This window comes from Dendronalium sp. ChiSLP03b (assembly GCF_034531165.2).
GTDB lineage: Bacteria > Cyanobacteriota > Cyanobacteriia > Cyanobacteriales > Nostocaceae > Dendronalium > Dendronalium minutum.
This window is the reverse complement of record NZ_JAVRBR020000065.1, coordinates 26,468-50,861: the sequence shown is the minus strand read 5'-3', so window position 1 is coordinate 50,861 and position 24,394 is coordinate 26,468. Positions and strand designations below refer to the sequence as shown.

The following is a 24,394-nucleotide window of genomic DNA, read 5'->3' as shown; positions in this document are numbered from 1 at the left end:
AACATTCCAGACATCGAAGCCCAGTTAATTTTTGTGTTAACGTTTTGTGCGGATTAATCGCTTATTCTCATCAACCTAAGAAACCTAGCCTTCAACTGGAGTGGCTTTTACCTTCTTATCTTTAACCCGAACTCAGGTTAGGTACTTTTCAACTTAAATAGCAACATAAAATTAATTAAGCGATTTCATTAATAGCAGCAGAAAAGATGTGATAATTCTAGCCTTGACCTGCAAAATCATTAAATTTCAGGTTAATCGCCTAGATGAACAGTGCCGATAAAATCAAAATTCTGTTTCTAGCAGCAGATCCCAGTGATGCGGCGCGATTACGCATAGGAGAAGAGTTACGTGAGATTCGCGAGCGACTGCAACTAGCGAAAGAGCGAGATAAATTTGTTTTAGAATCCCGTGAATCTGTGCGTCCGGGGGATATCAGCCAAGCAATATTTGATGTTGAGCCGCAAATAGTGCATTTCTCTGGACATGGAACAGGTACAGGTGAGCTTTGCTTTGAAGATTTACTGGGAAAATACCAGCCTGTGAAATCTGAAGCTTTAGCCGCGTTATTTGAATTGGTAGCCGATCGCATAAATTGTGTGCTGTTGAATGCTTGTGATTCCGAAGCCCAAGCAAAAGCGATCGCAGAACATATTCCGTTTGTCATTGGTATGAATAAGGCAATTGGAGACAAAGCCGCGATCGCTTTTGCTGTTGGTTTTTACAAAGCATTGGCAGCAGGGCAGACGATAGATAAAGCTTATAAGTTCGGTTGTGTAGAAATCAGACTGCAAGGCATCTCAGAACATTTGACTCCAGTTCTACATACAAAACAAAGCCCAGTGTCTCAAGTCACAGAGATACAGCAGATAGTCTCAAATAAAACAATGACTATAAATCCACGACAAAAGCAACGATTGCAGCAGCAACTAGAAACCCTTCAGGCTGAATGGAACCTGAGGCACAAGAAACTCACGCGAATACAGGAAGCTCTTGCTATTGAGACAAGTGTGACGATTAAATTTCAATTAGAACAGCAACGTCATGATGAAGAGGCTCAATTAGAAAGTCTGGCTAACGAGCTAGACAAAATTGAGCAGATATTACAGTAAATTGCTCAAAGAAAGTAGACAATGCCCACCGTTCAACTTTTACTTAATAAAGTCGAGAGGTTAAAAGAAAAATATGATAGTCTTCACGAAGAATGGAAACAGCGTAATCATAAAGTAAAGCGACTACGCACAAGTTTAGCAATAGAAACCAGTACATCCGTAAAGATTCAGTTAGAACAGCAAATTCAGGAAGAAGACGTTCAGCTTAAGGGACTAGATTGGAAGCTTCAAGAACTGGAAGAGGAGATTGAACAGGCTGAAAACTTCCTTACTAGAAATAAACAACAGGATGCTGCGAAATCTGTTAGTGATGAGCTTTTTAAGAGAGAAACACTTTACAAAGTCCTATTAGGGCTAGATTACATTGACCATGTGCGCTTATTCCGGAGCTTTCTAAAAACAAAACAAGCTGCCGCTTTTGTAATTCATGGCTCTTCGGAAGATACAGAGTGTAGTTTACAACTACTTCTGAAGCGCCTGATAGGTGTCATGATGCAGGGTAAAACAAGCTTTCCACTACTGAAAACAAAGTTATCTTGTAGAGTTCGTAGGCGAGATGTCAGTGCGCTGTGGCGAGAGTTGGGGCGTGAATTTGGTGCTAATTATGATGATTCACCTGATGAGATTGCTATTAAGGTTTGCGAAAGATTGCAAACAGAGCATGTTATCCTGCTATTCGACGATCTAGACCGTTTGAATGATATTAATCAATTCATTCAAGATTTCTGGCTACCTTTAGTGAAAGTAGCAAAAAAACATTTATATCAGACAAACAGTTGCCAGTTGCTGATGTTTCTAGTTGACTACAACGGTTGTGTTATCAATTCAACTTTTGAGTGCATCGACGAATATACTTCAACTTGGGAACCTCATATTCCTATTCGATTACCAATGGTGTCCCAATTTCCAGTGGATATATTAACTGAATGGGTTAGATCTCTAGTCGAGGATCTGCCTGATGAATTTATTACCCAGGAAAATTATGTGGAATACACAGTCAAGTTTATTTTGCAAGACGGTAATCATGGAGTTCCCGATCTAGTCATGAAACGTATCTGCGGCATTTGGGGTTGTGATTTGCACGATGAGGGAACGAGCAGATGGCTGGAACTGTAGACAGAAAACAATTGAAATATACGGGAAAGGTGCAGCCCCAGGCAGGAGAGCAAGATCCGCAGACAGGGCAAATTTTGTATCCCTACCTGCCGAGTGAAAAATTGGTAGAAGCAGTGAATTTAGCGATCGCTCTCGAACGCCCCTTACTATTGAAAGGAGAACCAGGGTGTGGCAAAACAAAATTAGCTCGTGCAGTGGCTTATGAGTTGGGTTTGCCTTATGAAGCTTGGTACATCAAATCTACCAGTCGGGCGCGAGATGGTCTTTACACTTATGATGCTGTGGGCAGATTACGGGATGCTCAACTTGCAGCTTCCAAAATAGATGAAGAAGCCGCAGTGCAAGCAAAAAATGCAGATGCCTACGTAGAGTGGGGGTCATTAGGGCGTGCCTTTCGCAACGAACAGCCCACCGTCGTGTTAATTGATGAAATAGATAAAGCCGACATTGACTTTCCTAATGACTTGTTGCTAGAGCTTGATGAGCAAAGGTTTGAAGTCACAGAAGTAAAACACAACAGTCCGCTCAAGAAAATTCAGGCGAAAGCAATACCAATTGTTTTTATCACCAGTAATGACGAGAAAGACTTGCCTGATGCTTTCTTGCGTCGGTGTTTGTTTCACTACGTTAAATTTCCCGAACGTCAGCAGTTAATCAATATTGTTAAGACTAGGTTTTCAATTTCACCTGTGGAATTGGTGGACGCAATTATTGACCGCTTTTTAGAACTGCGTGAAGAAATGCGGCGAGACAAGGGCGAAGCTGGTAAAAAGGTCAGTACCAGCGAATTGATGGATTGGGTGCGGATTCTTAGCCATCATCAAAACGATGAAATTCTCAGCAAGTTGAAAACTGAACTTTTGTATCCTGGGGTGTTGCTGAAGAGTTGGGATGATTATCGCCGCTATGGCGAACAAATGCGATCGCAGTCTGAAGCATGAAGATAGAATCTCCCCAAGAAGAACTACCACTACTCGACCTTTTTACACGACTGCGCGAGGCAGGTTTACCATTGGGTATTGATGAATACCGTCTTGTTTTGACAGCTTTACAGAAAGGCTTTGGCACAGCTGACCAAGAAGCGTTAGCAGAACTGTGCCGTACATTGTGGGTAAAATCTCAGGATGAAGAACATCTCTTCAATTATCACTTTCAGCAGGTAACAACTCCTGTAAAGCTCTCTGTTACAAAGCAAGAAGATAAAACTACTATCTCTCCTTCTCCTACGCAAGAAACGATAGAAAGTGAGAGTAATTATTCATCTGAGCCACCAAATACAACACCTGCAACTGTGGCCGTTTCATCGGAACTGATGGAAGTACAGGATGAAATGCAAGTAGCTGAAGCAGTACATATTACTACTCAAAGCAATGAGGAAATTACTGTTAATCGCTTCACCCAAACTGACGAATATTTTCCGGTGACGCGGCGGCAGATGAAACAAAGCTGGCGACATCTACGGCGAATGGTACGCCAAGGTTTGCTCACAGAGTTAGACATAGAGGCAACTATTGAGCAAGTGGTACGCCAAGGAGTTTTACTAAAGCCTGTACTGATGCCCAGTCGGGTAAATAGAACTGAACTGCTGTTACTGATTGACCATAAGGGATCGATGGTTCCCTTTCACGCCTTATCCCAGCGATTAGCTGAGACGGCATTACGAGGTGGACGCTTAGGAAAAGCTAGTATTTATTACTTTCATAATTGCCCAACTAAGTATCTTTACCATGACCAGACGCGCCAAAAAGCCGAACCTGTCGCGGATTTTCTAGCTCAGTTGCGCCCGGAGCGTTCCGCTGTATTAATTTTTAGTGATGGAGGAGCAGCACGAGGCGGTTTTAGTTTAGAACGGTTGGAGTTAACCCAAAAATTTCTTGAGCAACTAAAACAGCGATCGCGTTATATTGCATGGTTAAATCCTATGGCAACAGACCGTTGGTTTGGCACTACAGCGGGAGAAATTGCGTGTTTAGTGCCGATGTTTGAAGTTAGCCGACAGGGTTTTGATGGTGCGATCGATGTGTTACGAGGTCGGGGAATCAATGCACAATTAAGGTAAGGGCTGTAATTAATCTAACTGAGAGTATTTAAGGGTAGAGAGCATGAAGCCAGAAGTTGCTAGTCATCGAATTGAATCTTTTGGTCAACGCTTCGGAGAAGCGCACCTATATCTGGCTTACCATGCTGCTTTCCCGTTAGCCCTTACACCAGATTTGCTTTACCGCTTGTGGGCGAATTTTCAAAGAGATATTGATGGTGAAGTACTAAGTATTCCTTGGATGGCTGTGGCGGATCTGCTGCTTTCTAGTCTCTGTGATGAAGTAGGGCATGAACTCTATGAGATGAATACAGCAGTACGAAATGCCCTGTTGAAACAGTTGAAAGCAGATCCCCGTTTTGGCGAAAAGCGGATTAATGAACTGTCTGATTTTTTACTTACTTATGTGCGGCAACAGCTTGAGAGCCACGATCCCGATATGCGTGATTTTGCTCAGGCTCAGAGGTGGACAGCGTTAGCTTATACGCGCCCAAGTCAGGCAGCACATGAATTGGCATTAACTCTTTCACAATTGAAATTAGAGGAAAAAGCGGAGTGGGTTCGTATGGCATCCCTAATGGAGACGTTTACAGAACCACTTGCTGAGTTTAAGCCACTGCTAATTTATGCTCGTGGGATGGCAAACTTTGTCCGTAGTAAACAAGAACCTGCAACAGCCGAGATGATAAGTTTACTAGCAAACCCAGAGCCTCAATTACGTATTGCTGGAGTAAACTTGCCAATTCCCGAACAAATAACCAGTTCTGTTGACGAATTTAGCTCTATTGCTCAATCCCCAACTAGCTTGAATTCTTCACAATCATCTACTACCGTAGCTCGCATTCTGGTTGTGGATTATAAGCCTGCTACCATCGTTGCACTTCAAGCTATTCTGGAACGTTGGAATTATCAAGTGGACACAGCAACCAGTAGTATGACTGTAGTATCTACAATAGAAACTTCACCACCAGATTTAATATTACTTGCAGTCAGGATGCCAGAAATGGATGGTTACGAGCTTACACATCATATTCGTAATAACTCCAATCTCTCTTATATTCCAATTCTGCTAATAACTGCTTTTCCTGACAGATCCAGCATCATTAAAGGATTCGACGCTGGAGCAGACGATGTTATTGGTTTACCACTGGATATGAACGAACTACTAGCAAGAGTGCGATCGCTGTTACGACTCAAAAGCGAGATTAACAAACGTGACCAAATCTTAATATATAGAGATGGTTCTTTTCAAGAGAATGAGATTTTCTCGGATACAGAGAAAATTAAATCTATTCAAATTAGGAGTAAAGTTACCAACCCAACACCCCAACAAAAGGAAAATCTTGCTTCAGCCGCAGCAGAAATTCAACAACTTATTCAAAATATTGAGCAGACTTATCCCAGTACAACAAATACCGAAAAAATGGTAGTAGCAGCTAAAGCGGTTGAAGAAATAGAAAAAAATAAAACTCTAAAAGACCGTATACTTGGAGCGCTTAAAGCTGGTGCTACTCAAGCTTTGGAAGAGATGATAGTAGCTCAACCTGTAGTTAAAATAGTTTTAGCCGCTTTTGAAGGATGGCAGAAAACAGAATAAACATGTGCGTTTAGGCAATGTTTAAGAATTGAAGCGTATTGCTGAAAATTAATAAAATTTTTGGTTAAATCTCTCAAAATACGATCGCACCTTTTTATTAACGCGATCGCCTGACTATTTAAAGCTTATACTTTACCTTCTAACGTCTTTAGCAATTTTCTCAAGAAACTCAGGGTAATTGTCAAAGTCATCCATTGAATTCAAAGGTGGCATTGTTACCCAATTTTCTTCTGTCTTTGACTTATCCATGTAAGCATAGAAAGCTTCGTTATCGTTTTGATGAGCCAGCACATAGACTCGTAATTCTTTGAGGCTCATTTCATTAAAATTTGGTTTCATATTTAAAAGTGGTAGAACAAGAGCGATCGCGCCTTTTCTCAACGCGATCGCATTTTCATCCATGCCCTAAACAATTAGATTTATCGCTGCACTAATCAAATGATGGGTAATCGGCAGGCTATCAACCACCATGCCCAAGCACAACAGCATCATGTAGGAGATGGAATAAAGAAATAAATCTCTAGCTACAGTACGATCTTCTGGATTTTGCAACAAGCGCCAAGACTTGTGGATAAATAATCCTCCCAGACTCAGGGCGACTGCTGCATAAAAAATTCCACTTGCGTGCAAGGGATAAACCAATAACAGAGTTGCTGTGACTGTGATCAGCGTATAGTACCAAATCTGTTTCACTGTTACTGTAGTACCTTCAATCACAGGTAACATTGGTATTCCAACTTTTGCGTAGTCATCTTTAATCATCAGAGCTAATGCCCAGAAATGAGGCGGTGTCCACAAAAAGACGATCGCAAAAATCAACCATGCTGCCCAGCTTAAAGTCCCTGTGACAGCTGCCCAACCCACTAATGCCGGAATTGCCCCAGCTGCCCCACCAATAACAATATTCTGGGTGCTGTGGCGTTTTAGCCAGTGGGTATAGACCAAAACATAAAATACGATCCCCGAAAATGCCAACACTGCGGCTAAAAGGTTAGCAAACACTGCCAGCAGCGTGAAGGACATCACAGCCAGAGCGATCGCAAAAATCAAAGCATCACGCGGCTGCACCTTACCAGCAGGCATCGGACGGTGGCGCGTCCGCTCCATGTCATAATCTATATCTCGGTCATAGATACAGTTAATAGTTTGGGCGCTAGCAGCAGCCAACGTGCCACCAGTAAGAGTTACTAGCAACAGCAATGGGTCTACTTCTCCCTTAGCAGCAATCCACATACTGCCAGCAGTGGTAATCAACAGTAACGGAATAATCCGTGGCTTCGTTAACTGGTAGTAGCTTTGAACTACTTGGAGAAAAGTTTCGTGGTGGCGAGAGACATTAGTCTCAATCATGTTGACTCTACTTCCTTATTTTTCAATAACTTATGTGCAGCCCCTGCTCGGTCTGGTTCTTAACATTGAGCGAAAACACAGACTTTTTGCACCTGCTTGGGTCGCAATCTTCGCCGTTGCAGTTTTCATGAAAGAGTGCTACTAACAGCTTTATTTGTAGAGTCACTGATTTGTAGTCTCTTGGAGTGCAGGCGAAGGTTAGGGTGAGGGTTTAGATGGTTCCACCACTTCTAGTTGCTAGGTTTTGGTGCTAGATGTGATGTCAAGTTCGCTGTTTGAGACTGGGGATCGGGGATCGGGAATTAGGAATTAGGAAAATTTATGACTATATCTCTTTCCTAGTCCCTAGTACCCAGTACCCAGTTATGGATTCGATCCATTTGTTTGTGTAGTTGTACCAACTGCTGTTAATCCGGCAGGATAAGCGTCAATTTCACGACTAGCAGCCCAGTCACGCAGTGCCAGAACTGTGAAAGCCGCCAAACTTCCTAGCAAAGCAGCCCCTACAGCTTGGTGAGAGACGGTGAGTGGCTCGACTTGCAGGTGTAACCGGAAAGTCGCAAATCCCAACAGGATTTGTAAAACTAACAATACACCAGCCATATTTGCTAGTCGCCGCAAAGCTGGATGCAATGCTGGTGTACGCCAGGAAATAAATACCACTGCCAAGGTAGCTACAGTTGGCGGTACTAATCCGAAAATATGGCTGTACATCACACTGCAAAGTTGAGAACCGCCAAAGCATTGGTGCAGTGCCCAGCGCGACCCTACCAAAGCACCTAATAGACTTTGTAAGTAAACTAAAATCGCCGCAGTTAAACCTACCCAAGGCAAATTTCCAACGGTTCTAGTACCCTGATAGGGGGTGAGTGCTGTGCCGACAATCAGCAGCGTTGTGAAAAACAACAGTGCCGTTCCTAAGTGGGCAGTGACAATATCAAACCGCAACAGTTCGGTGACGGTGAGTCCACCCAAAACGCCTTGAAAGACGATTAAAAACAGGGCGAATGTGGATGCCCAAGGCAGCCAACTGGGTAAAGAACGACGATGCCACCAAGATAAACCAAACAGGGCGATCGCGCTGACTCCAATTAAACCGGCATCCAATCGATGAAACCACTCTAAGAACACTTGGAAATTCATTTGCTTGGCTGGCACTAGTTCCCCGTAGCACAAAGGCCAATCAGGGCAAGCGAGTCCAGCATTCATCACGCGGGTGGCGCTACCTATTGCCATCAAAATTAAGGTGGCGATGCACATCCTCCACACCAAGCGACGAATCACTTCCTTGGGCTTTTGCTGTTCTGCTGCCGCTTCATTTTGTTGTTCTAGGACAATTTCGTTCATGAACAATACCTTTTGCCCGCTCTTGGTAAGGCTTGGAAAATCCTCAATTTTTAGTACCGATCCATCTTTACCCTAGCGTACAGACTAAGGTTAATAAATTTAGCTTTCACTTATACTTTGAAGCACTCCAGCTAGTTTTAGCCTGAAGCTTTAGGTATTTTTCAAGTTGTCACAGATGATAAATGGCTGTTAATTTTGCTATCCTAAATTTTTCCTTAAATTTTCTCACTGATGTACGTCTATTCTTGGCAGTATCTAATAAGTCTCTTTTACTCAAGATTAGTAAATTAGCCAAAAAAATTAATAAAAATTTCAGACCAGTAGACTCAATGTCTTCTAGCCTAGACTACCTTAGTAAGTGAGTCGCTTTGAGATAACGTAGTAAATTAATTTAAGTAAACCGTGAAGATTCCAAGTTCGATCTGGACATTACTCATTGGCATTGGGCTAACGCTAGTCAGCCTTTGGTATGGTCAAAATCACGGTCTGTTGCCAACAGCCGCCTCAGATGAAGCCGTCTTGGTAGATGGTCTATTCAACGCGATGATGATCGTTTCCACAGGTATATTTCTGATAGTTGAAGGTGTCTTAATTTACTCTGCAATTAAATACCGTCAGCGTGCAGGTGACAATGAAGACGGCCCTCCAGTTGAAGGCAACGTGCCTCTAGAAATACTCTGGACGGCGATCCCAGCAGTTATCGTTATCGGCATTTCTGTCTACAGCTTTGATGTGTACAACGAAATTGGTGGCTTTAACCCCCATGCTGTTCATGAAGCCCCGATTACTCAGAATATGTCGATGAAGATGCCAGGAGCTGCGTTCGCACAGCGTGCAGGAACTGCTCTCGCCGCAACTTTAAACGATACGCAACCTAGCACAGAACCCAACCTCAATCAAGAAAAATCCGATGAGGCGATGCAAGACCCAGCCACCGCAGCAGTCCGCAACGCTGACCAAATTCCCCAAAAGCGGAATGCTCCTGGTGTCGGTGTGGTTTCGCCCACCATTGGCCCAACTCCTGAAAAAGCAGACCAACCACCAGAATTAGCGGTCAACGTCACAGGTCTACAGTACGCTTGGCTTTTCACCTATCCTGAAACTGGTGTAACCACCGGTGAATTACATGTTCCCATCGGGCGCGAAGTGCAAATTAATATGACAGCCAACGATGTCATCCACGCCTTTTGGGTGCCAGAATTCCGCTTGAAACAGGATGCGATCCCCGGTAGGCAAAGCGAGATTCGCTTCACGCCCAACAAAGAGGGTGATTATTCCCTCATCTGTGCTGAACTTTGTGGGCCGTACCACGGTGCAATGAGAACACAGGTGGTAGTTGAAAAACAAGAAGCATTTGATAAATGGATGCAAGAGCAGCTAGTTGCCAGCAAAGAAACGCTTAACCAAGCCGTTGCTGTGAACCCCGCAGATCTATCCCCAAATGAATTTCTCGCTCCTTACACCAAGGACATGGGAATTCAGCCAGAGATGCTACATCAAATTCACAAATAGTCAAGAGTCCACGTCAAAAGCAACAACTCAGGACTCTTGTACAGACGCGATTAATCGCGTCTCTACTCAATACTCAGCACTCCTATGACACAAGCTCAGTTGCAAGAAACTGCCAACATCCCCGCTCATGGTGAAGAACCACCGGTGAGAAAATGGCAAGACTACTTCAGCTTTAACACCGACCATAAGGTGATTGCGATTCAATATCTTGTCACCACGTTCATTTTTTACTGTATAGGCGGCGTTTTAGCTGACTTAGTTCGCACGGAACTGCGAACACCAGAAGTGGATTTTGTCACGCCTGAAGTCTATAACAGCTTGTTTACGCTGCACGCCACAATCATGATTTTTTTGTGGATTGTGCCAGCGGGCGCGGGTTTTGCGAACTTCCTGATCCCTCTAATGATTGGGGCAAAGGATATGGCATTCCCACGTTTGAATGCTGTTGCCTTTTGGATGATTCCGCCTGCTGGTTTGTTGCTGATCGCCAGTTTACTAGTCGGCGATGCACCCGATGCGGGTTGGACTTCCTACCCTCCCCTGAGCTTGGTAACAGGTCAAGTGGGTGAGGGAATTTGGATTATGAGCGTCCTCTTGCTTGGGACATCATCAATTTTGGGGGCAATCAATTTCCTCGTCACCATGCTGAGGATGCGTATCCCAGGTATGGGTTTCAATCAATTGCCCTTGTTCTGCTGGGCGATGTTTGCCACCTCGGCCTTAACGCTGGTGTCAACGCCAGTATTAGCAGCTGGTCTGATTCTGCTGGCTTTTGACTTATTGGCAGGAACGACATTTTTTAACCCGACTGGGGGTGGCGATCCGGTTGTGTACCAGCACATGTTCTGGTTTTACTCCCACCCAGCGGTTTACATCATGATTTTGCCTTTCTTTGGGGCAATTTCAGAAGTGATCCCCGTGCATTCTCGCAAGCCGATTTTTGGCTATAAAGCGATCGCCTATTCCTCCCTGGCTATCAGCTTTTTAGGACTAATCGTCTGGGCACACCACATGTTTACCAGTGGTATCCCCGGTTGGTTGCGGATGTTCTTTATGATCACCACGATGATCATTGCCGTACCCACAGGAATTAAAATTTTTAGCTGGTTGGCAACCATGTGGGGCGGCAAAATCCGACTCAACAGTGCCATGCTGTTTGCTATGGGTTTTGTCGGTACCTTTGTGATTGGCGGGATCAGTGGCGTAATGTTAGCGGCTGTACCCTTTGATATTCACGTTCACGACACTTATTTTGTCGTAGCGCACTTGCATTACGTCCTTTTTGGTGGTAGTGTTCTCGGCATTTATGCAGCGATTTACCACTGGTTCCCGAAAATGACGGGACGGATGCTGAACGATTTTTGGGGTAAAGTCCATTTTGCGTTGACAATAGTTGGTCTAAACATGACCTTCTTACCCATGCACAAGCTGGGAATGATGGGTATGAACCGCCGCGTTGCCCAATATGACCCGAAATTTGCCTTCCTCAACGAAATTTGCACCTATGGTGCTTATATACTGGCAGTTTCGACCTTCCCCTTCATTATCAATGCGATTTGGAGTTGGTTGTACGGAGAAAAAGCAGGTAATAATCCCTGGAGGGCACTAACCTTAGAGTGGATGACAACCTCACCACCAGCGATCGAGAATTTTGATACAACCCCAGTACTGGTCACAGGCCCCTACGACTACGGCTTGGAAAAGGCTAATGAAGGTGTACCCTTATCTGACCCCAATCCAGTCTTGTCTGGCGGCCCCAACTCCGTGTTAAGAGCAGAACCAGATCCCGCGGTTGCTGCCAATCCCGAAGACCGTAAATAAGTTCGATACTGGGGACTAGGTATTGGGTATCGGGTTTTGGGTATTGAGTATTGGGAAAACTCTTTCCCAGTGACCATTCCCTAGTCACCAGTCCCTAGTCACCAGTCCCCAGTGCCCAGTCCCCATTTACTTATAAAGATTCATGCAAAGTCAAACTATTGACCCAGCGAAAACTGAACTGAATCATCACCACACAGCAGAAGCAACGGCTGGTCATCACGAAGAACATCCAGACCATCGCCTGTTTGGGCTAATTGTCTTCCTGATCGCTGAAGGGATGATTTTTATGGGGTTGTTCGGAGCTTACCTGGCTTTCCGTGCTACCTTACCTGCGTGGCCCCCTGAAGGCACGCCAGAGTTGGAATTATTGCTACCCGGAGTTAACACCGTCAATCTGATTGCTAGCAGCTTTGTTATGCACAATGCTGATACTGCTATTAAAAAGAATGATACACAGGGTGCGCGCACTTGGTTAGCAATCACGGCGGCAATGGGTGCTGTTTTCTTGGTAGGACAGGTGTATGAATACACCCATCTAGAATTTGGATTGACTACCAACTTATTTGCCAGTGCATTTTATGTTTTGACTGGCTTCCACGGACTACACGTTACCATCGGTGTTTTAGCGATTGTTGCCGTATTGTGGCGATCGCGCGTTAAAGGTCATTACAGTAGCGAAAAGCACTTTGGTATTGAAGCCGCTGAAATCTACTGGCACTTTGTTGATGTAATTTGGATTATTTTGTTCGGATTACTGTATCTACTGTGAGTATTAATTATTAGTTGTTCACTCCACGCGAATAACTTAATACAAGCCTCCTTTTGGGGGCTTTTTTAGTCAATATTGGTGCGATCGACTGCTTTGAACGTTTTAGCGTCCTGTTTTGCACTGCATTTCCCCATAACGCTAATTCTCCAAAATTCTGCTACCCATCAATTTCCATATCTTGGATGAAAGGTAATTCCTCAGTTGTAATTGTGCCTTTTGCGAATGTTCATTATTTGCTAGAATTTTCGCATGTATTGCATAAAACTAAGATGCTTATAAAAGTATCAAATCAAGCAATCAAGCTGCTAACCCCTAGAACTGCTTTAAAGTGCATAGAAAGTATGGGAAATTGTTGCTTCAGATAAAAAAACGCAGCGGTAAATAATTCTTATCCTTAGTCTAACTTTGACTGGTCAGTAATATAGCAGGTAGAATACGCCAGATGCGTCGGTATCCTCTCATCAAACAAACACTTCAAAATGGCTTAGACACTATCAAAATTCTCAGGAGTAAAGGATCTCGCAATACCCAGTTATTATCAGATAGAATACGCCATACAACTCAGTCCCCTCTCATCAAAACAATACTTCGGAATCGTTTTGAGATTGTTAAACTTTTAGGGAGCGGTGGTTCGGGTGATACTTACCTAGCCCTAGACTTGGATTTACCAGGGCAACCCTACTGCGTCGTCAAACATTTTCAACCAAAAGATTCTAATCCAGATGCTGTACCGATCGCTCAAAACCTGTTTGCTCGGGAAGCCGAAGTTTTGTATCAGCTTGGCAACAACCACGACCAAATTCCCAGACTATTTGCCCACTTTAATGAAAATGAAAATTTTTATTTAGTCCAGGAATTTATTGACGGTCATGACTTGACAGAGGAGATTGTAGCAGGTCAACGTCTGAGCGAGAATACAGTCTTTAATTTATTGAAACAGATTCTAGAAATATTAGTCTTTGTCCACCAACACAAAATCATTCACCGTGATATTAAGCCCCAAAATTTAATGCGGCGACACTCTGATGGGAAGATTGTGCTGATTGACTTTGGGAGCATCAAGAAAATGAGTGCTTTGGGATCTGGTACCACGATTATTATTGGCACTCCTGGCTATATGCCAAGCGAACAAGCCAAGGGAAAGCCAAGGCTTTGCAGTGATATTTATGCAGTGGGCATGATTGGCATTCAAGCTTTAACAGGTTTAATGCCCAACCAACTACAAGAAGATCCCAATACAGGAGAAATTATCTGGCGTAACAAGGCACAGGTAAGTCAATCCCTCGCAGATATTTTAGATACAATGGTTCGCGATCGCCATAGCCAGCGTTACCACTCTGCCGCAGAAGCTTTGGAAGCGCTGACTTCTGCTCAAGCTGTGTCACCATCCTCACAATCTGCTGACAAAGACACAAACCCTGATGAAGACTATTTGCTACCTTATAAAAACTTTCTTTTGCTATTGGGAATAGGACTTGGCACTCTCACAAGTCTAGTACTAATAGTTTTAATTTATACATTACTTTTTACAAGTACATCACTACCAACTAATCCCACTCAATTAAAATTCAAGAGGTTTATAGAAAAATTTGTTGATTTAACGTTAGTTCAGGTGGATATTCCCATAGTCAAATCCGCAACCAACAGAGGAGTTTGCGAAAGCAATTGTGCGATCGCAGAGAATACCAATAGACAAATTACATATCGCAACATTATAAAAGATTAATTATCTGCCAGTTATCAACTGGTTGTTATATGGGACTCCTATTTTATTTATGAAAATTGTCAAGCTAAGATTCCCCAATTATCAAATCATTCAGGCATCTTAATTATTTTGATAACAGCAGTCAACTGTCAAAAGTTAACAACTTTAAGCAAGATAATTAATTTTTTAGAGTTCTCTAACAAAGATTTAGGATTGCTATAAATGTTCTTTGAACTTTTATATTTCAAAAGACCATCAGGATAAATAATATAAGTCAATAATATAAACCACACAATGATATGGACAATACAAACGAAAGAAGATCCCTAATTAAAGGAGATATCGCTGTCTTTCTTAGAGGTTTGATTATTGGCAAAGTCCTGACACTTATGGTTATTGGCGGACTGCTTTGGTGGTTACTGAAGCCGGATTTATTGACTCGAAGCAGCCTTGAAACTACCAATAGTCTCAGTTTAGACACTACCTCTGAAGGTGCATCCACCTTTGAAACAGTTGCTGATATCCCACCCGAATCATTCAATTACGGTGGTAGTACAGCTTGGGCATTTATCCGGCAATTAGTAGATTCTCAAATTCAGAGCGCTCGCCCTGAACTACAATTACGCTACGTAGACCCCGTTAACGGTAGCCCTGGTTCTACCTCAGGCATTCGTATGTTGCTTGACGGACAATTGGACTTTGCTCAATCCTCCCGTCCCCTCACAGATGAAGAACGAGCCATTGCCAGACAGCGAGGCTTTACACTTGAGGAAAAGCAAGTGGGCATTGATGGAATAGCCGTGGTAGTCAACCCATCGCTGAAGGTGCCGGGGTTAACTATTAAACAGTTGCAGCAGATTTATTTAGGGCAGATTACTAACTGGAAACAAGTGGGTGGGCCAAACCTACCCATCACTCCTTTCTCTCAACGACCGGAGGATGCAGACACAGCAATATTTTCGACAAAAACTGATTTAGACAAACAAGCCTTTAACTCTAAGATAGAGTATGTATACTCTACTACAGAGGCTGTGCGGCAACTCAGTAAAACTCCTGGTGGTGTATATTACGCTTCTGCGCGTGCAGTAGTGTCGCAATGTAGTGTGAAGCCTTTGCCACTAGGTCGCACTGTTGAACAGCTAATTTCACCCTATCGCGAACCCTTGGTACTACCCGAACAGTGCCCACGTCAGCGCAATCGAGTCAATACCGAAGCGATCAAAAATGGCAGCTATCCAATTACTACTAGCTTGTTTGTGATTATTAAGCAAAACAAAGATCGAGAACAGAAAGCTGGTCAAGCCTATGCCAATCTTTTACTTACCGACCAAGGGCAAAAGGCACTCGAACAAGCTGGTTTCCTGGGGGTTCGCCAGTAGACTTTTGAGTATTAGTTATCGAAACAGAATTCACAAGTCAGGAGCCAGAATTCATTCTGAATTCTGTGCGACTGGCAAATGAATAAACGGGTTTAAGACCCCCTCCAAATCGGAGATTTGGTGGTCTTCAATCAGTCGGGGATTCAGTCCCGCGACTGATTGATTCTGACTCCTGAATTCTGACTTCTGAGTTCTTCTTCAATAGTTATTTGCTCCAAACGCATAACTCGATCGGCCTCCTTCTGGGGGCTGATTTCATTGTCACAATTCAGTGAGAGTAAAGACTGCGATCGCGCTATTGTTAGCATACTAGTATACACCCATCTTATTTGCAAAGCAGATTGCCACATTCTGGTATTCGTGGGATAGCTTCATCAAGCTGATTCGCGATCGCGGTTATGAATATTGAATAAAATTACAAGACAACAGTTAGATAATATGGCGGAAAACCCTACTGCCTAAATGCTCTTTAAGCAGTTAGTCAAGATGTAAATTTGCTAGAGTGAACACACCAGGATTTTTTAGTCAAATCTCTGATAATGCCAGCATACGAGGCTATTCATGCTTACAAGTACGCTACTTCTATCGAACCAACTCCCCAATTTGCAATATTCTTCCACATCGGAGCGATTCGATGAAACCTGGGAAGCCCCCCTGGCTACCCTTTTAGGACTAGGACGCGCCGCTGGTGCAGACTTCATTGAATTTTTCTTAGAGCGTCGCAACTATATTAGTTGTCTTGCAGAAGATGACGCTATCACCAGTATTTCACCAAGTCTAGCTACAGGTGCCGGAGTTAGAGTATTTCGCGGCAAAGCTGATTGCTACGTTAGCACAAATAACCTTTCCTTTTCAGGTTTGAAAGCCGCCTTAGAAAAAGGTCTTTCTATCCTAGGATTACAACTACCTAATCCTAATGCTTTTATACCAGAAATTAATTTGGAATTACTAAGAGACTACGCCACCAAACGAGGCAAAGATGGGTGGTTACCTCTGTGTAGCTCCATTCGAGAAATGGGAGAAATCCTCCTTGATGGTACTACCCGCCTCAAGCAAAAAGCTAACCATGTGCAATCGCGCCGCGCTACCTATTTCCGGGATTGGCAAGAGGTCTTAGTCGCCGGTAGTGATGGCACATTTGCCCGTGACATTCGCCTCACCCAATCTGTGGGATTTAATCTCCTATGTGCTGATGGTACTAATCGCGCTTCCATCGGCGAACGGGCTGGTAACACCAGCGATGCTAACTTCCTCAGAACCTGGGATTATCAACAAGCCGCCGAACAAATAGCAGAATCCGCTGGCAAAATGCTCTACGCAGATTACGTAGAATCAGGCACTTACCCGATTATCATGGCAAATCACTTCGGTGGAGTCATCTTCCACGAAGCCTGCGGACACCTGCTAGAAACCACTCAAATCGAACGCAATACCACTCCCTTTGCAGATCAAAAAGGCGAAAAAATTGCCCACGAAAGTTTGACAGCATGGGACGAAGGGCGAGCTGAAAATGCCTTCGGTACAATTGACATGGATGACGAAGGTATGCCTGCTCAAAGAACTCTCTTAATTGAAAAAGGCGTTCTCAAGAACTTCTTAGCAGATAGAACAGGTTCTGCACGCACCGGACACCCCAGAACTGGAAGTGGTCGTCGTCAGAATTATACCTTTGCCGCTGCTAGTCGGATGCGTAATACTTATATTGCTCCTGGCGAATATACAACTGAAGATTTATTTGCCTCTGTTGATAAAGGCATTTATTGTAAAAAGATGGGTGGTGGTAGCGTTGGTGCTACAGGCCAATTTAACTTTAGTGTTGATGAAGCTTATTTAATTGAAAATGGCAAAATTACCAAACCACTAAAGGGAGCCACCCTCATCGGTGAAGCCAAAGAAATCATGAATAAAATTTCCATGTGTTCCCAAGATTTGGAACTTGCACCTGGGTTTTGTGGTTCCGTTAGTGGCAGTATTTACACTACAGTCGGACAACCCCATATCAAAGTTGATTCTATAACTGTAGGTGGACGCTAAAGAATTTTAGATTTTAGATTTTGCGGAAAGTTGCCAGGAGGGTTTCCCTCCGTAGCAAACTTTCCAAGACGGATTTTAGATTGTGAACAAGCAACAGTTTAAGGCTAGAACAAAGCAGCTTGCATTGCGAGTTATTTGTCTAGTTGAGGCACTGCCACAAACGAAAACTGCTGAATATCATTAGCAAACAATTGTTGCGTTCAGCTACTTCTGTAGGTGCTAACTATCGAGCAGCTTGTCGGTCTAAATCAGTAGCCGATTTGATTGCTAAACTCAGTATCGTGGAAGAAGAAGCTGATGAAACACTTTATTGGTTAGAGCTTCTTGTTGAATCAGGATTAATGACAGCAGAAAAACTGAAAAGTCTTATGCAAGAAGCTACCGAAATTATTGCTATGACCGTTGCGTCAATAAAAACGCTACGAGAAAAACAAAACAGAGAAAATCCAAAATCTAAAATCTAACATCGAAAATCTACTTTTTTTAATCCAAAATCTAAAATCTAAAATCCCAAATTGAATTATGCCGAATATCAATGAAATTGCAACTTATGCCAAGGACAATGCTGAGAAGCTTGGCATTAATAAATTCGACATTTATGGCTCAACAGTAGATGAAACTAGCGTACAAGTGGATCGAGGCGAGCCAAAACAAGTTAAAGCGTCAAATCGCTCTGGTGTTACTGTTCGTGTTTGGAATGAAGACAATACAATGGGTGTCACCAGTACCACAGATGTAGATCCCAAGGGGCTAGAATTAGCTTTGAAAACTGCCTATGAAGCTAGTTTCTTTGGTGTTAAGGAAAATGTCCCTGAATTTAGTCCAGAGGCTACTATTCCTATTACCAATACACCTCATGATAAAGCTCCCCAATCACCTGTTTCTGAACTAATAGAAAAACTGATCTTAGCGGAAAAAGAACTACTGGTGGCTCATCCGGCAATTAAAGGAGTGCCTTATAATGGCCTAGCCCAAAGAGATATTGATAGATTTTATCTCAATAGCGACGGCGCAGTCAGAACCGAATCTCACTCCTTGGCATCTGTTTATCTCTACAGCAAAACTGAGGAAGAAGGAAAAAAACCGCGCAGTGCAGGCGCTTTTAGAATTAACCGCAGTCTAGATAATCTAGACATTAATGGTTGCATCAAAGAAACTGCCGAGAAAACTATCAGCCACTTGAATTATGAGAAAATCAAGACTGGCAAATATCGAGTTGTTTTCTCACCGGAGGCTTTTTTAAGTCTGTTGGGTGCTTTCTCTAATTTATTCAATGCTCAAAGCATTCTGGACAAACAAAGCTTATCTACTCCTGATGATTTAGGTAAGCAAATTGCTTCTTCTTTACTTTCGGTTTATGATGATGCGCTTCACCCAGCAAATATTGGTGCAGAAAGTTTTGATGGTGAAGGAACACCTACTCGTCAGGTTTCGCTGATTGAAAATGGGGTTTTAACCAGCTTTCTCCACAGTGCTGGGACTGCTAAAAGAATGAATACTAAGCCAACAGGTAATGCAAGTATTGGTGCAAAAGTCAGTGTCAGTCCTAATTTTTATCACGTTTTTGCAGCGACCATGCCTGAGCAAGAATTGAGCTTAGAAACAGCTGAGAATGTAATTTTTGTTGATGATTTACATGCTCTTCATGCAGGCGTTAAAGCTTTACAAGGCTCTTTCTCTTTGCCTTTCGATGGTTGGATAATCAACAAAGGTGTCAGGACGAGCATTGAGTCAGCAACTGTTGCTGGTGATTTTTTGGAACTCTTGAAGTCAATTATTTATGTAGAAAAAGAGGTGGAGTTAACACCAGGAGGAGTGGCACCTAAAGTCTGGGTTAATGAACTATCGATTACTGGCGACTAAAGTTTGAGAAGTTAGGAGTTGGGAGTTTTTACTTTTAACTTCTAATTCTTAACTTTTGTACAGACGCGATTAATCGCGTCTGTATTCATTCTTCCCCTCCGACACCAAGATTGATATCAAACCCATCAGCGCCACTTATTTTAGTTCCAATCATCACAGCACCATCTACTTCAGCATTGTGTAAATTAGCATTGCTTAGATCGGCATTAGTCAGGTTAGCGTTATTGAAGCTAGTACCATTGGCAAAGGTTTCTGTTAAATTTGCACCTGTTAAATTTGCACCTGTTAAATCAGCACCTTCTAAGTTAGCACCTTCTAAATTTGCATTTTTTAAATTTGCGTTCCTCAAATCAACACCTATTAGGTGAGTACCTTTGAGGTTTACTCCTGCTAAATTACATCCAGAACATTCTCTCGTTTCTACCAAACGCTGTACAGTGTTGATGTTTTCTGCTTTGGCAGAAATAGGAGTAGCCAGGACTAAGGTACTAAATAAAGCTGCCGTCGTCAAAAATATTGGTTTCATAGTTTTTTTACCTCTGATACTTTCAGAAGTCATCAACTACTAAATTTCTACAGTACCATTTTCTCAAATTCCAGAATTTTGTCCTCATACAAGCGGAATAATTTCTGATTTAACTTAGATGCAAATATTCTTACTATAGTTAGAGCCAGAAGAACAAAATAGTTTATCTATCAGCGAGTAAGATTGAGCTAAATAGAGAAAACTCAAGCTTAAAGGTGAAATCGTCAAATTAAATTTTTATTTTTAAACATGAGATTTGAACTTTTTAGGATAATTAGTTAGATGACAACGAAGTACCTACAAGAGCTGAAACCTTTATATAGCAATGGTTAAAAAGCAAAATAAGTTAAATATGATTTAATAAGAATTTGCTATTGTAATTAAAGCTATTTCTTATGAACGATGCGATCGCCAAACATTTTCAAATTATGGCACGCAACAATAGATGGTCTAACTTTCGTCTGTTAAATGCATGTGCAAAACTCAATCAAACGGAACTTGAAGCCAAACGGACGAGCTTTTTTCCCTCAATTTTACTGACGCTGAATCATATATTGATTATAGATTGGTATAATTTAGATGCTCTAGAAGGCGGTAATCTCGGATTGTCAGTTTTTAAGGATACAACACCTTATAGAACTGTAATCGAACTCCAGCAAGCTCAAGCCGCAGCAGATCGAAGACTAATTCAGTTGTGCGATCGCTTGACATCAGAAGGCATTATTGAAAAAATCGCTTTCGATCGAGTTCAGCAGGGAATAAAACGCGATCGCATCGATCGGACGCTAGCTCATTTGTTTGTTCACCAAATTCATCATCGCGGACAGGTACATGCAATGCTATCTAAAACTACAGTTGAGCCTCCGCAACTTGATGAATTTTTAATGGAGGGTAATGCTCCAAACCGTGCTGAGAACTTGATACTCCTCGGCTTTAGCGAAGCTGATATTACTCCTTAGTGCGGCTGCAAGTTATACCAATTCGTAATTCGTAATTCATAATTCGTAATTCGTAATTAAGAAAGTCCCATTTAGTCTAGGTTTCTGGGTTTGGATCTGTATCATTATTTTTGGGAAATGGTATTAGCCAAGCAGTAAATTTTTAATTTTAAATTCCTGAAGCTTTGCCGCTGCCTAACAAATACAACAGCGCCATGCGAACGGCTACTCCACTGGTAACTTGTGATTGAATGAGACTAAATTCTGGATCATCCATCAATTCTGAGCTAATTTCAACACCACGGTTAACCGGGCCTGGATGCAAAACTTTGACGTTAGACTTGCATAGTTGCAGCTTTGCGCGTGTAATACCAAACATTTGATGATATTCTCGCAGACTTGGCAGTAAATGAGCAGTCATCCGCTCCTTTTGCAGGCGCAAAGTCATGACAAAATCAGCATCCTGTAAAGCGGGTTCTAGCTGCCAATGCAGAAAGAGTTGACGGTTGAGAATTTGGGATGAGGGAGATATTGATACTACTTCCTCTCCCCCTGCCTCCTCTGCCTCCCCTGCTCCCCCTGCTCTCTCGCCTCCTGACTCCTCCAAGACATACTCGGCAAATAACTTGGGTAAAAGGGTGGGTGGTGCGGCGAGATGCACTTGAGCGCCACTGGCTGTTAAACTCCAAATGTTCGATCGCGCTACACGAGAATGCAAAATATCCCCAACAATAGCAATTTTTTTATCCTTTAAAAGTTCTAGTCGGGGATGATTTGGGTCAATCAGAGTACAAATGGTAAATAAATCTAGCAGCGCTTGGGAAGGATGTTCGTGTTGACCATCACCAGCATTGAGGACGCTAACTTTTACACCGAGACGATTCATTTCAGCTGCGATCGCATTTGGTACTCCCGCTTCTCGATGGCGAATCACCATAATATCAGTTCCCATAGCCAAATAGGTTTTCGCTGTATCGAGAATTGTTTCTCCTTTGGTCATAGAAGAAGTAGATGCAGCAAAGTTCAGCGTATCTGCACTTAAGCGTTTGGCAGCAAGTTCAAAACTGCTGCGAGTGCGGGTAGACGGTTCAAAAAATAAATTCGCCACCACCTGTCCCTGCAAGGTTGGTACTTTCTTCGTCCGCCGTGATAGCACTTCCTGAAAACTGGCAGCAGTTTGCAAAACAGTATCGTATTCAGCGGCAGTGAAGTCAGCTAAGGAGAGAACGTGATGACGATTCCAGGTGGTAGTAGGCATAAATAGCTATCATTGGTCTGCGTAGAGATACGAGCTAGCCTCCTGACAAAGGTGCTGTGCAACGCTTTTCTACAGCTTTTTAATTTATATATGCAGAGGCAATAATACCACCTGTCCTCTATCAAAGTAGATACATCTTCTTTGGAGCTGGGGATTAAGTTGGTAAATGGAAAACCTTCAAAGCGATGGAAATTAAGGTGAGGAATGTTAAGAATCCAATTGTATCCAGCATGGTTGTCACTAACGGCCCGCTAACTAAGGCAGGATCTAGCTTCAGCCGCTTCAAACCCATTGGCAGTAAAGTACCAAGAGTCACAGCCACAATTGTATTGGTTGCCATGACCAATCCTGCAACTAAGGCTACCCATCGCTCTTGAGGGTGTGCCCAAATTAAGGAAAGCAAAAACATAGTTACGGATAAAGCTATGGCTGTGCCGAAACCAGCAAAAAGTTCCTTGCGGAGAATTTTTAGAGTATCTCTTGGTGTCACTTCACCTACACCTAAGCCTCTAATTGTTACCGTTAATGCTTGAATACCTACAGTACCACCAGTGTTAGAAAAAATTGGCATGATGACTGCCAGCACTGGAACAGCAGCAATTACAGATTGGAAAGGTGCGATCGCACTGGCTGCACCTATGTACAATCCCATAATTCCCAACAACCAAGGCAAGCGCTTGCGAATGGTAACTTGAGGAGGAGACAAAGCTGCTTCATCGCCACTTACACCTGCCAGTTTTTGAATGTCTTCTGTGGCTTCCTCTTCCAAAATATCAATCACGTCATCAATCGTGATAATGCCGACCAATCGGTCTTCCCGGTCAACTACGGGGATAGCGATTAAGTCATAGCGCTTCATGATTTGGGCGACTTCTTCTTGGGGCGTTTCGGTTCGCACTTTAAGTACGCGATTGCTGGCAATATCTCGAATCAAAACGTCAGGAAAGGTGAATAGCAACTGACGCAATGAAACAACGCGAACCAGGGTGCGGTTGTCGTCCGTGACATAGGCATAGTAAATAGTCTCCTTGTCTTCGTCCTGACGGCGGATCTTGCTTAGGGCTTCTCCTACAGTTAATCCCTCCCGTAACCGCACATATTCTGTTGTCATCACCCGCCCAGCCGTACCTTCTGGATAGCCGAGAATCGTGGCTGTTGCTTGCCTTTGTTCTGGACTTAATTCTTGCAATAACCGTTTGATGACTCCAGCAGGCAGTTCGTCAAACAATTCTGCTCGTTCATCAGGACTCATCGCCTCTACAAGTTGCACTACCTCGATATTATGCAGGGAATTTATCAGTTCTTCCTGCACCTCTGTTGGCAGATATTCAAATACATCAATTGCCTGAGCTTTATTGAGTAGCCGAAATGCGATCGCCCGCTGTTTTTCGGGCAATTGTGTAATGTACTCTCCTACATCTACAGGTTGTAAACGGTTTAAATCCCATTTGAGCTGGTTTAAATCGGTCGCATCAATGAGGGAATTGCGAATATCTTGTGTAAGCATGATACCTCCTAATGTCTCCCCCGCGCTGGGAGACTGCCTCACCAGCTTAGAGGAGGATAATACTGCCATCTTGTGGACTTTTGTCCATAAAATCTCAACGCAACAATTTAGTTTAGTGATATGAAATCAAAGCATTCCCAGGTCATAGTATTAACCTGGAATGTTTTTGTCAGATGAATGTTGACTATTAGTATGCATAATTTGTGGTGTTACGCACAAGTACGCTACTTTATTTTATTGCCTTGATTTTCGTGTGGTTATTGTAAATTTTACTACTGTTATGATTTGTGTCAAGTCAATCTAGGAATTTACTGACCAACTTCACAGAGTTAAAATATTTACAAACCAAGTAGTAGTTTTTGTTTAAAGACGAAAGAGATGTTTGTGTGCGATCGCTCTTAATCGAGTGCAAAAAATAGAGTAATGGGCAATCACAGTACTTTTTTACCATTCTTGTAGTTAGTTAATAACTATCCAGGCTGTCTAACCAAAAGAGCAATTCCCCTGCATTCGATAAATTAACAA

Annotated in this window: 21 protein-coding genes; 14 read left to right on the top strand and 7 right to left on the bottom strand. The window is 42.9% G+C overall.

Annotated features, from left to right (window positions below; translation table 11 throughout):
- Positions 1-263: 263 nt before the first annotated feature.
- From RMY31_RS16635 to RMY31_RS16615, 5 genes are read left to right on the top strand one after another with little or no spacing between them, the layout of a single operon-like run.
- A complete protein-coding gene (locus RMY31_RS16635; RefSeq protein ID WP_322663459.1) occupies positions 264-1,109 on the top strand; it encodes a CHAT domain-containing protein in 846 nt (281 codons plus the stop codon).
- A gap of 21 nt (positions 1,110-1,130) precedes the next feature.
- Positions 1,131-2,225, top strand: a complete 1,095-nt coding sequence (locus tag RMY31_RS16630; protein ID WP_322663457.1) for a hypothetical protein — start codon at positions 1,131-1,133, stop codon at positions 2,223-2,225.
- Positions 2,210-3,166: a MoxR family ATPase gene (locus tag RMY31_RS16625; protein WP_322663454.1), complete on the top strand. Its 957-nt coding sequence runs from the start codon at positions 2,210-2,212 to the stop codon at positions 3,164-3,166. The genes RMY31_RS16630 and RMY31_RS16625 overlap by 16 nt, the downstream gene beginning before the upstream one ends.
- Entirely contained in the window at positions 3,163-4,284 is a 1,122-nt protein-coding gene (locus tag RMY31_RS16620; RefSeq protein WP_322663452.1) for a hypothetical protein, read from the top strand. Before RMY31_RS16625 ends, RMY31_RS16620 begins: the two co-directional genes overlap by 4 nt.
- Before the next feature lie 43 nt (positions 4,285-4,327).
- Positions 4,328-5,860, top strand: a complete 1,533-nt coding sequence (locus tag RMY31_RS16615; RefSeq protein ID WP_322663450.1) for a PleD family two-component system response regulator — start codon at positions 4,328-4,330, stop codon at positions 5,858-5,860.
- A gap of 132 nt (positions 5,861-5,992) precedes the next feature.
- Here RMY31_RS16615 and RMY31_RS16610 read toward each other — a convergent pair whose 3' ends face one another.
- From RMY31_RS16610 to RMY31_RS16600, 3 genes are all read right to left on the bottom strand, one after another.
- Positions 5,993-6,262, bottom strand: coding sequence for a DUF6887 family protein (locus RMY31_RS16610; protein ID WP_322663448.1), 270 nt, complete (start codon positions 6,260-6,262; stop codon positions 5,993-5,995).
- Between the two features lie 3 nt (positions 6,263-6,265).
- Positions 6,266-7,210: a heme o synthase gene (locus RMY31_RS16605; RefSeq protein ID WP_322663446.1), complete on the bottom strand. Its 945-nt coding sequence runs from the start codon at positions 7,208-7,210 to the stop codon at positions 6,266-6,268.
- Positions 7,211-7,573: 363 nt separating this feature from the next.
- Positions 7,574-8,557 (bottom strand): heme A synthase, encoded by a 984-nt coding sequence (locus RMY31_RS16600; RefSeq protein WP_322663444.1) that lies wholly within the window; start codon positions 8,555-8,557, stop codon positions 7,574-7,576.
- A gap of 402 nt (positions 8,558-8,959) precedes the next feature.
- Between RMY31_RS16600 and RMY31_RS16595 the strand changes: the two genes are divergently transcribed.
- From RMY31_RS16595 to RMY31_RS16575, 5 genes are all read left to right on the top strand, one after another.
- The gene (locus RMY31_RS16595) at positions 8,960-10,069 is read left to right on the top strand and encodes a cytochrome c oxidase subunit II (protein ID WP_322663442.1); all 1,110 of its coding nucleotides are present in this window, start codon (positions 8,960-8,962) and stop codon (positions 10,067-10,069) included.
- Between the two features lie 84 nt (positions 10,070-10,153).
- Positions 10,154-11,890, top strand: coding sequence for a cytochrome c oxidase subunit I (gene ctaD / locus RMY31_RS16590; protein WP_322663440.1), 1,737 nt, complete (start codon positions 10,154-10,156; stop codon positions 11,888-11,890).
- A gap of 142 nt (positions 11,891-12,032) precedes the next feature.
- Positions 12,033-12,659: a heme-copper oxidase subunit III gene (locus RMY31_RS16585; RefSeq protein WP_322663438.1), complete on the top strand. Its 627-nt coding sequence runs from the start codon at positions 12,033-12,035 to the stop codon at positions 12,657-12,659.
- A 442-nt stretch (positions 12,660-13,101) separates the two neighbouring features.
- Positions 13,102-14,385, top strand: a complete 1,284-nt coding sequence (locus RMY31_RS16580; RefSeq protein WP_322663436.1) for a serine/threonine-protein kinase — start codon at positions 13,102-13,104, stop codon at positions 14,383-14,385.
- Positions 14,386-14,663: 278 nt separating this feature from the next.
- On the top strand, positions 14,664-15,743 hold the full coding sequence (locus RMY31_RS16575) for a PstS family phosphate ABC transporter substrate-binding protein (RefSeq protein ID WP_322663434.1): 1,080 nt from the start codon (positions 14,664-14,666) through the stop codon (positions 15,741-15,743).
- 143 nt (positions 15,744-15,886) lie between these two features.
- Here RMY31_RS16575 and RMY31_RS16570 read toward each other — a convergent pair whose 3' ends face one another.
- Complete coding sequence (locus RMY31_RS16570; RefSeq protein WP_322663432.1) at positions 15,887-16,051, bottom strand: hypothetical protein; 165 nt, start codon at positions 16,049-16,051, stop codon at positions 15,887-15,889.
- A gap of 253 nt (positions 16,052-16,304) precedes the next feature.
- Between RMY31_RS16570 and RMY31_RS16565 the strand changes: the two genes are divergently transcribed.
- From RMY31_RS16565 to RMY31_RS16555, 3 genes are all read left to right on the top strand, one after another.
- Positions 16,305-17,777: a TldD/PmbA family protein gene (locus RMY31_RS16565; protein WP_322663430.1), complete on the top strand. Its 1,473-nt coding sequence runs from the start codon at positions 16,305-16,307 to the stop codon at positions 17,775-17,777.
- 194 nt (positions 17,778-17,971) lie between these two features.
- Positions 17,972-18,241 carry a four helix bundle protein gene (locus RMY31_RS16560; protein WP_322663428.1) on the top strand — a complete coding sequence of 90 codons (270 nt, stop codon included), beginning with the start codon at positions 17,972-17,974 and terminating at the stop codon, positions 18,239-18,241.
- A gap of 58 nt (positions 18,242-18,299) precedes the next feature.
- Positions 18,300-19,640 carry a TldD/PmbA family protein gene (locus RMY31_RS16555; protein WP_322663423.1) on the top strand — a complete coding sequence of 447 codons (1,341 nt, stop codon included), beginning with the start codon at positions 18,300-18,302 and terminating at the stop codon, positions 19,638-19,640.
- An 85-nt stretch (positions 19,641-19,725) separates the two neighbouring features.
- Here RMY31_RS16555 and RMY31_RS16550 read toward each other — a convergent pair whose 3' ends face one another.
- Positions 19,726-20,166 (bottom strand): pentapeptide repeat-containing protein, encoded by a 441-nt coding sequence (locus RMY31_RS16550; protein ID WP_322663421.1) that lies wholly within the window; start codon positions 20,164-20,166, stop codon positions 19,726-19,728.
- A 395-nt stretch (positions 20,167-20,561) separates the two neighbouring features.
- On the opposite strand from RMY31_RS16550, the gene RMY31_RS16545 reads away from it, so the two are divergent.
- Positions 20,562-21,125 carry a DinB family protein gene (locus RMY31_RS16545; RefSeq protein ID WP_322663419.1) on the top strand — a complete coding sequence of 188 codons (564 nt, stop codon included), beginning with the start codon at positions 20,562-20,564 and terminating at the stop codon, positions 21,123-21,125.
- Positions 21,126-21,273: 148 nt separating this feature from the next.
- Here RMY31_RS16545 and RMY31_RS16540 read toward each other — a convergent pair whose 3' ends face one another.
- Both RMY31_RS16540 and mgtE read right to left on the bottom strand, forming a co-directional pair.
- Positions 21,274-22,362: an aspartate carbamoyltransferase catalytic subunit gene (locus RMY31_RS16540; protein WP_322663417.1), complete on the bottom strand. Its 1,089-nt coding sequence runs from the start codon at positions 22,360-22,362 to the stop codon at positions 21,274-21,276.
- Between the two features lie 154 nt (positions 22,363-22,516).
- Entirely contained in the window at positions 22,517-23,869 is a 1,353-nt protein-coding gene (gene mgtE / locus RMY31_RS16535; RefSeq protein WP_322663415.1) for a magnesium transporter, read from the bottom strand.
- Between the last annotated feature and the right edge of the window lie 525 nt (positions 23,870-24,394).

What these genes read in the sequence shown, in the direction of transcription:
- mgtE (WP_322663415.1), bottom strand. Translation starts at nt 23,869, where the DNA reads ATGCTTACACAAGATATTCGCAATTCCCTCATTGATGCGACCGATTTA.
- ctaD (WP_322663440.1), top strand. Translation starts at nt 10,154, where the DNA reads ATGACACAAGCTCAGTTGCAAGAAACTGCCAACATCCCCGCTCATGGT.
- RMY31_RS16635 (WP_322663459.1), top strand. Translation starts at nt 264, where the DNA reads ATGAACAGTGCCGATAAAATCAAAATTCTGTTTCTAGCAGCAGATCCC.
- RMY31_RS16585 (WP_322663438.1), top strand. Translation starts at nt 12,033, where the DNA reads ATGCAAAGTCAAACTATTGACCCAGCGAAAACTGAACTGAATCATCAC.
- RMY31_RS16575 (WP_322663434.1), top strand. Translation starts at nt 14,664, where the DNA reads ATGGACAATACAAACGAAAGAAGATCCCTAATTAAAGGAGATATCGCT.
- RMY31_RS16570 (WP_322663432.1), bottom strand. Translation starts at nt 16,051, where the DNA reads ATGCTAACAATAGCGCGATCGCAGTCTTTACTCTCACTGAATTGTGAC.
- RMY31_RS16625 (WP_322663454.1), top strand. Translation starts at nt 2,210, where the DNA reads ATGGCTGGAACTGTAGACAGAAAACAATTGAAATATACGGGAAAGGTG.
- RMY31_RS16630 (WP_322663457.1), top strand. Translation starts at nt 1,131, where the DNA reads ATGCCCACCGTTCAACTTTTACTTAATAAAGTCGAGAGGTTAAAAGAA.
- RMY31_RS16605 (WP_322663446.1), bottom strand. Translation starts at nt 7,210, where the DNA reads ATGATTGAGACTAATGTCTCTCGCCACCACGAAACTTTTCTCCAAGTA.
- RMY31_RS16620 (WP_322663452.1), top strand. Translation starts at nt 3,163, where the DNA reads ATGAAGATAGAATCTCCCCAAGAAGAACTACCACTACTCGACCTTTTT.
- RMY31_RS16545 (WP_322663419.1), top strand. Translation starts at nt 20,562, where the DNA reads ATGAACGATGCGATCGCCAAACATTTTCAAATTATGGCACGCAACAAT.
- RMY31_RS16555 (WP_322663423.1), top strand. Translation starts at nt 18,300, where the DNA reads ATGCCGAATATCAATGAAATTGCAACTTATGCCAAGGACAATGCTGAG.
- RMY31_RS16610 (WP_322663448.1), bottom strand. Translation starts at nt 6,262, where the DNA reads ATGGATGAAAATGCGATCGCGTTGAGAAAAGGCGCGATCGCTCTTGTT.
- RMY31_RS16565 (WP_322663430.1), top strand. Translation starts at nt 16,305, where the DNA reads ATGCTTACAAGTACGCTACTTCTATCGAACCAACTCCCCAATTTGCAA.
- RMY31_RS16550 (WP_322663421.1), bottom strand. Translation starts at nt 20,166, where the DNA reads ATGAAACCAATATTTTTGACGACGGCAGCTTTATTTAGTACCTTAGTC.
- RMY31_RS16540 (WP_322663417.1), bottom strand. Translation starts at nt 22,362, where the DNA reads ATGCCTACTACCACCTGGAATCGTCATCACGTTCTCTCCTTAGCTGAC.
- RMY31_RS16580 (WP_322663436.1), top strand. Translation starts at nt 13,102, where the DNA reads ATGCGTCGGTATCCTCTCATCAAACAAACACTTCAAAATGGCTTAGAC.
- RMY31_RS16600 (WP_322663444.1), bottom strand. Translation starts at nt 8,557, where the DNA reads ATGAACGAAATTGTCCTAGAACAACAAAATGAAGCGGCAGCAGAACAG.
- RMY31_RS16615 (WP_322663450.1), top strand. Translation starts at nt 4,328, where the DNA reads ATGAAGCCAGAAGTTGCTAGTCATCGAATTGAATCTTTTGGTCAACGC.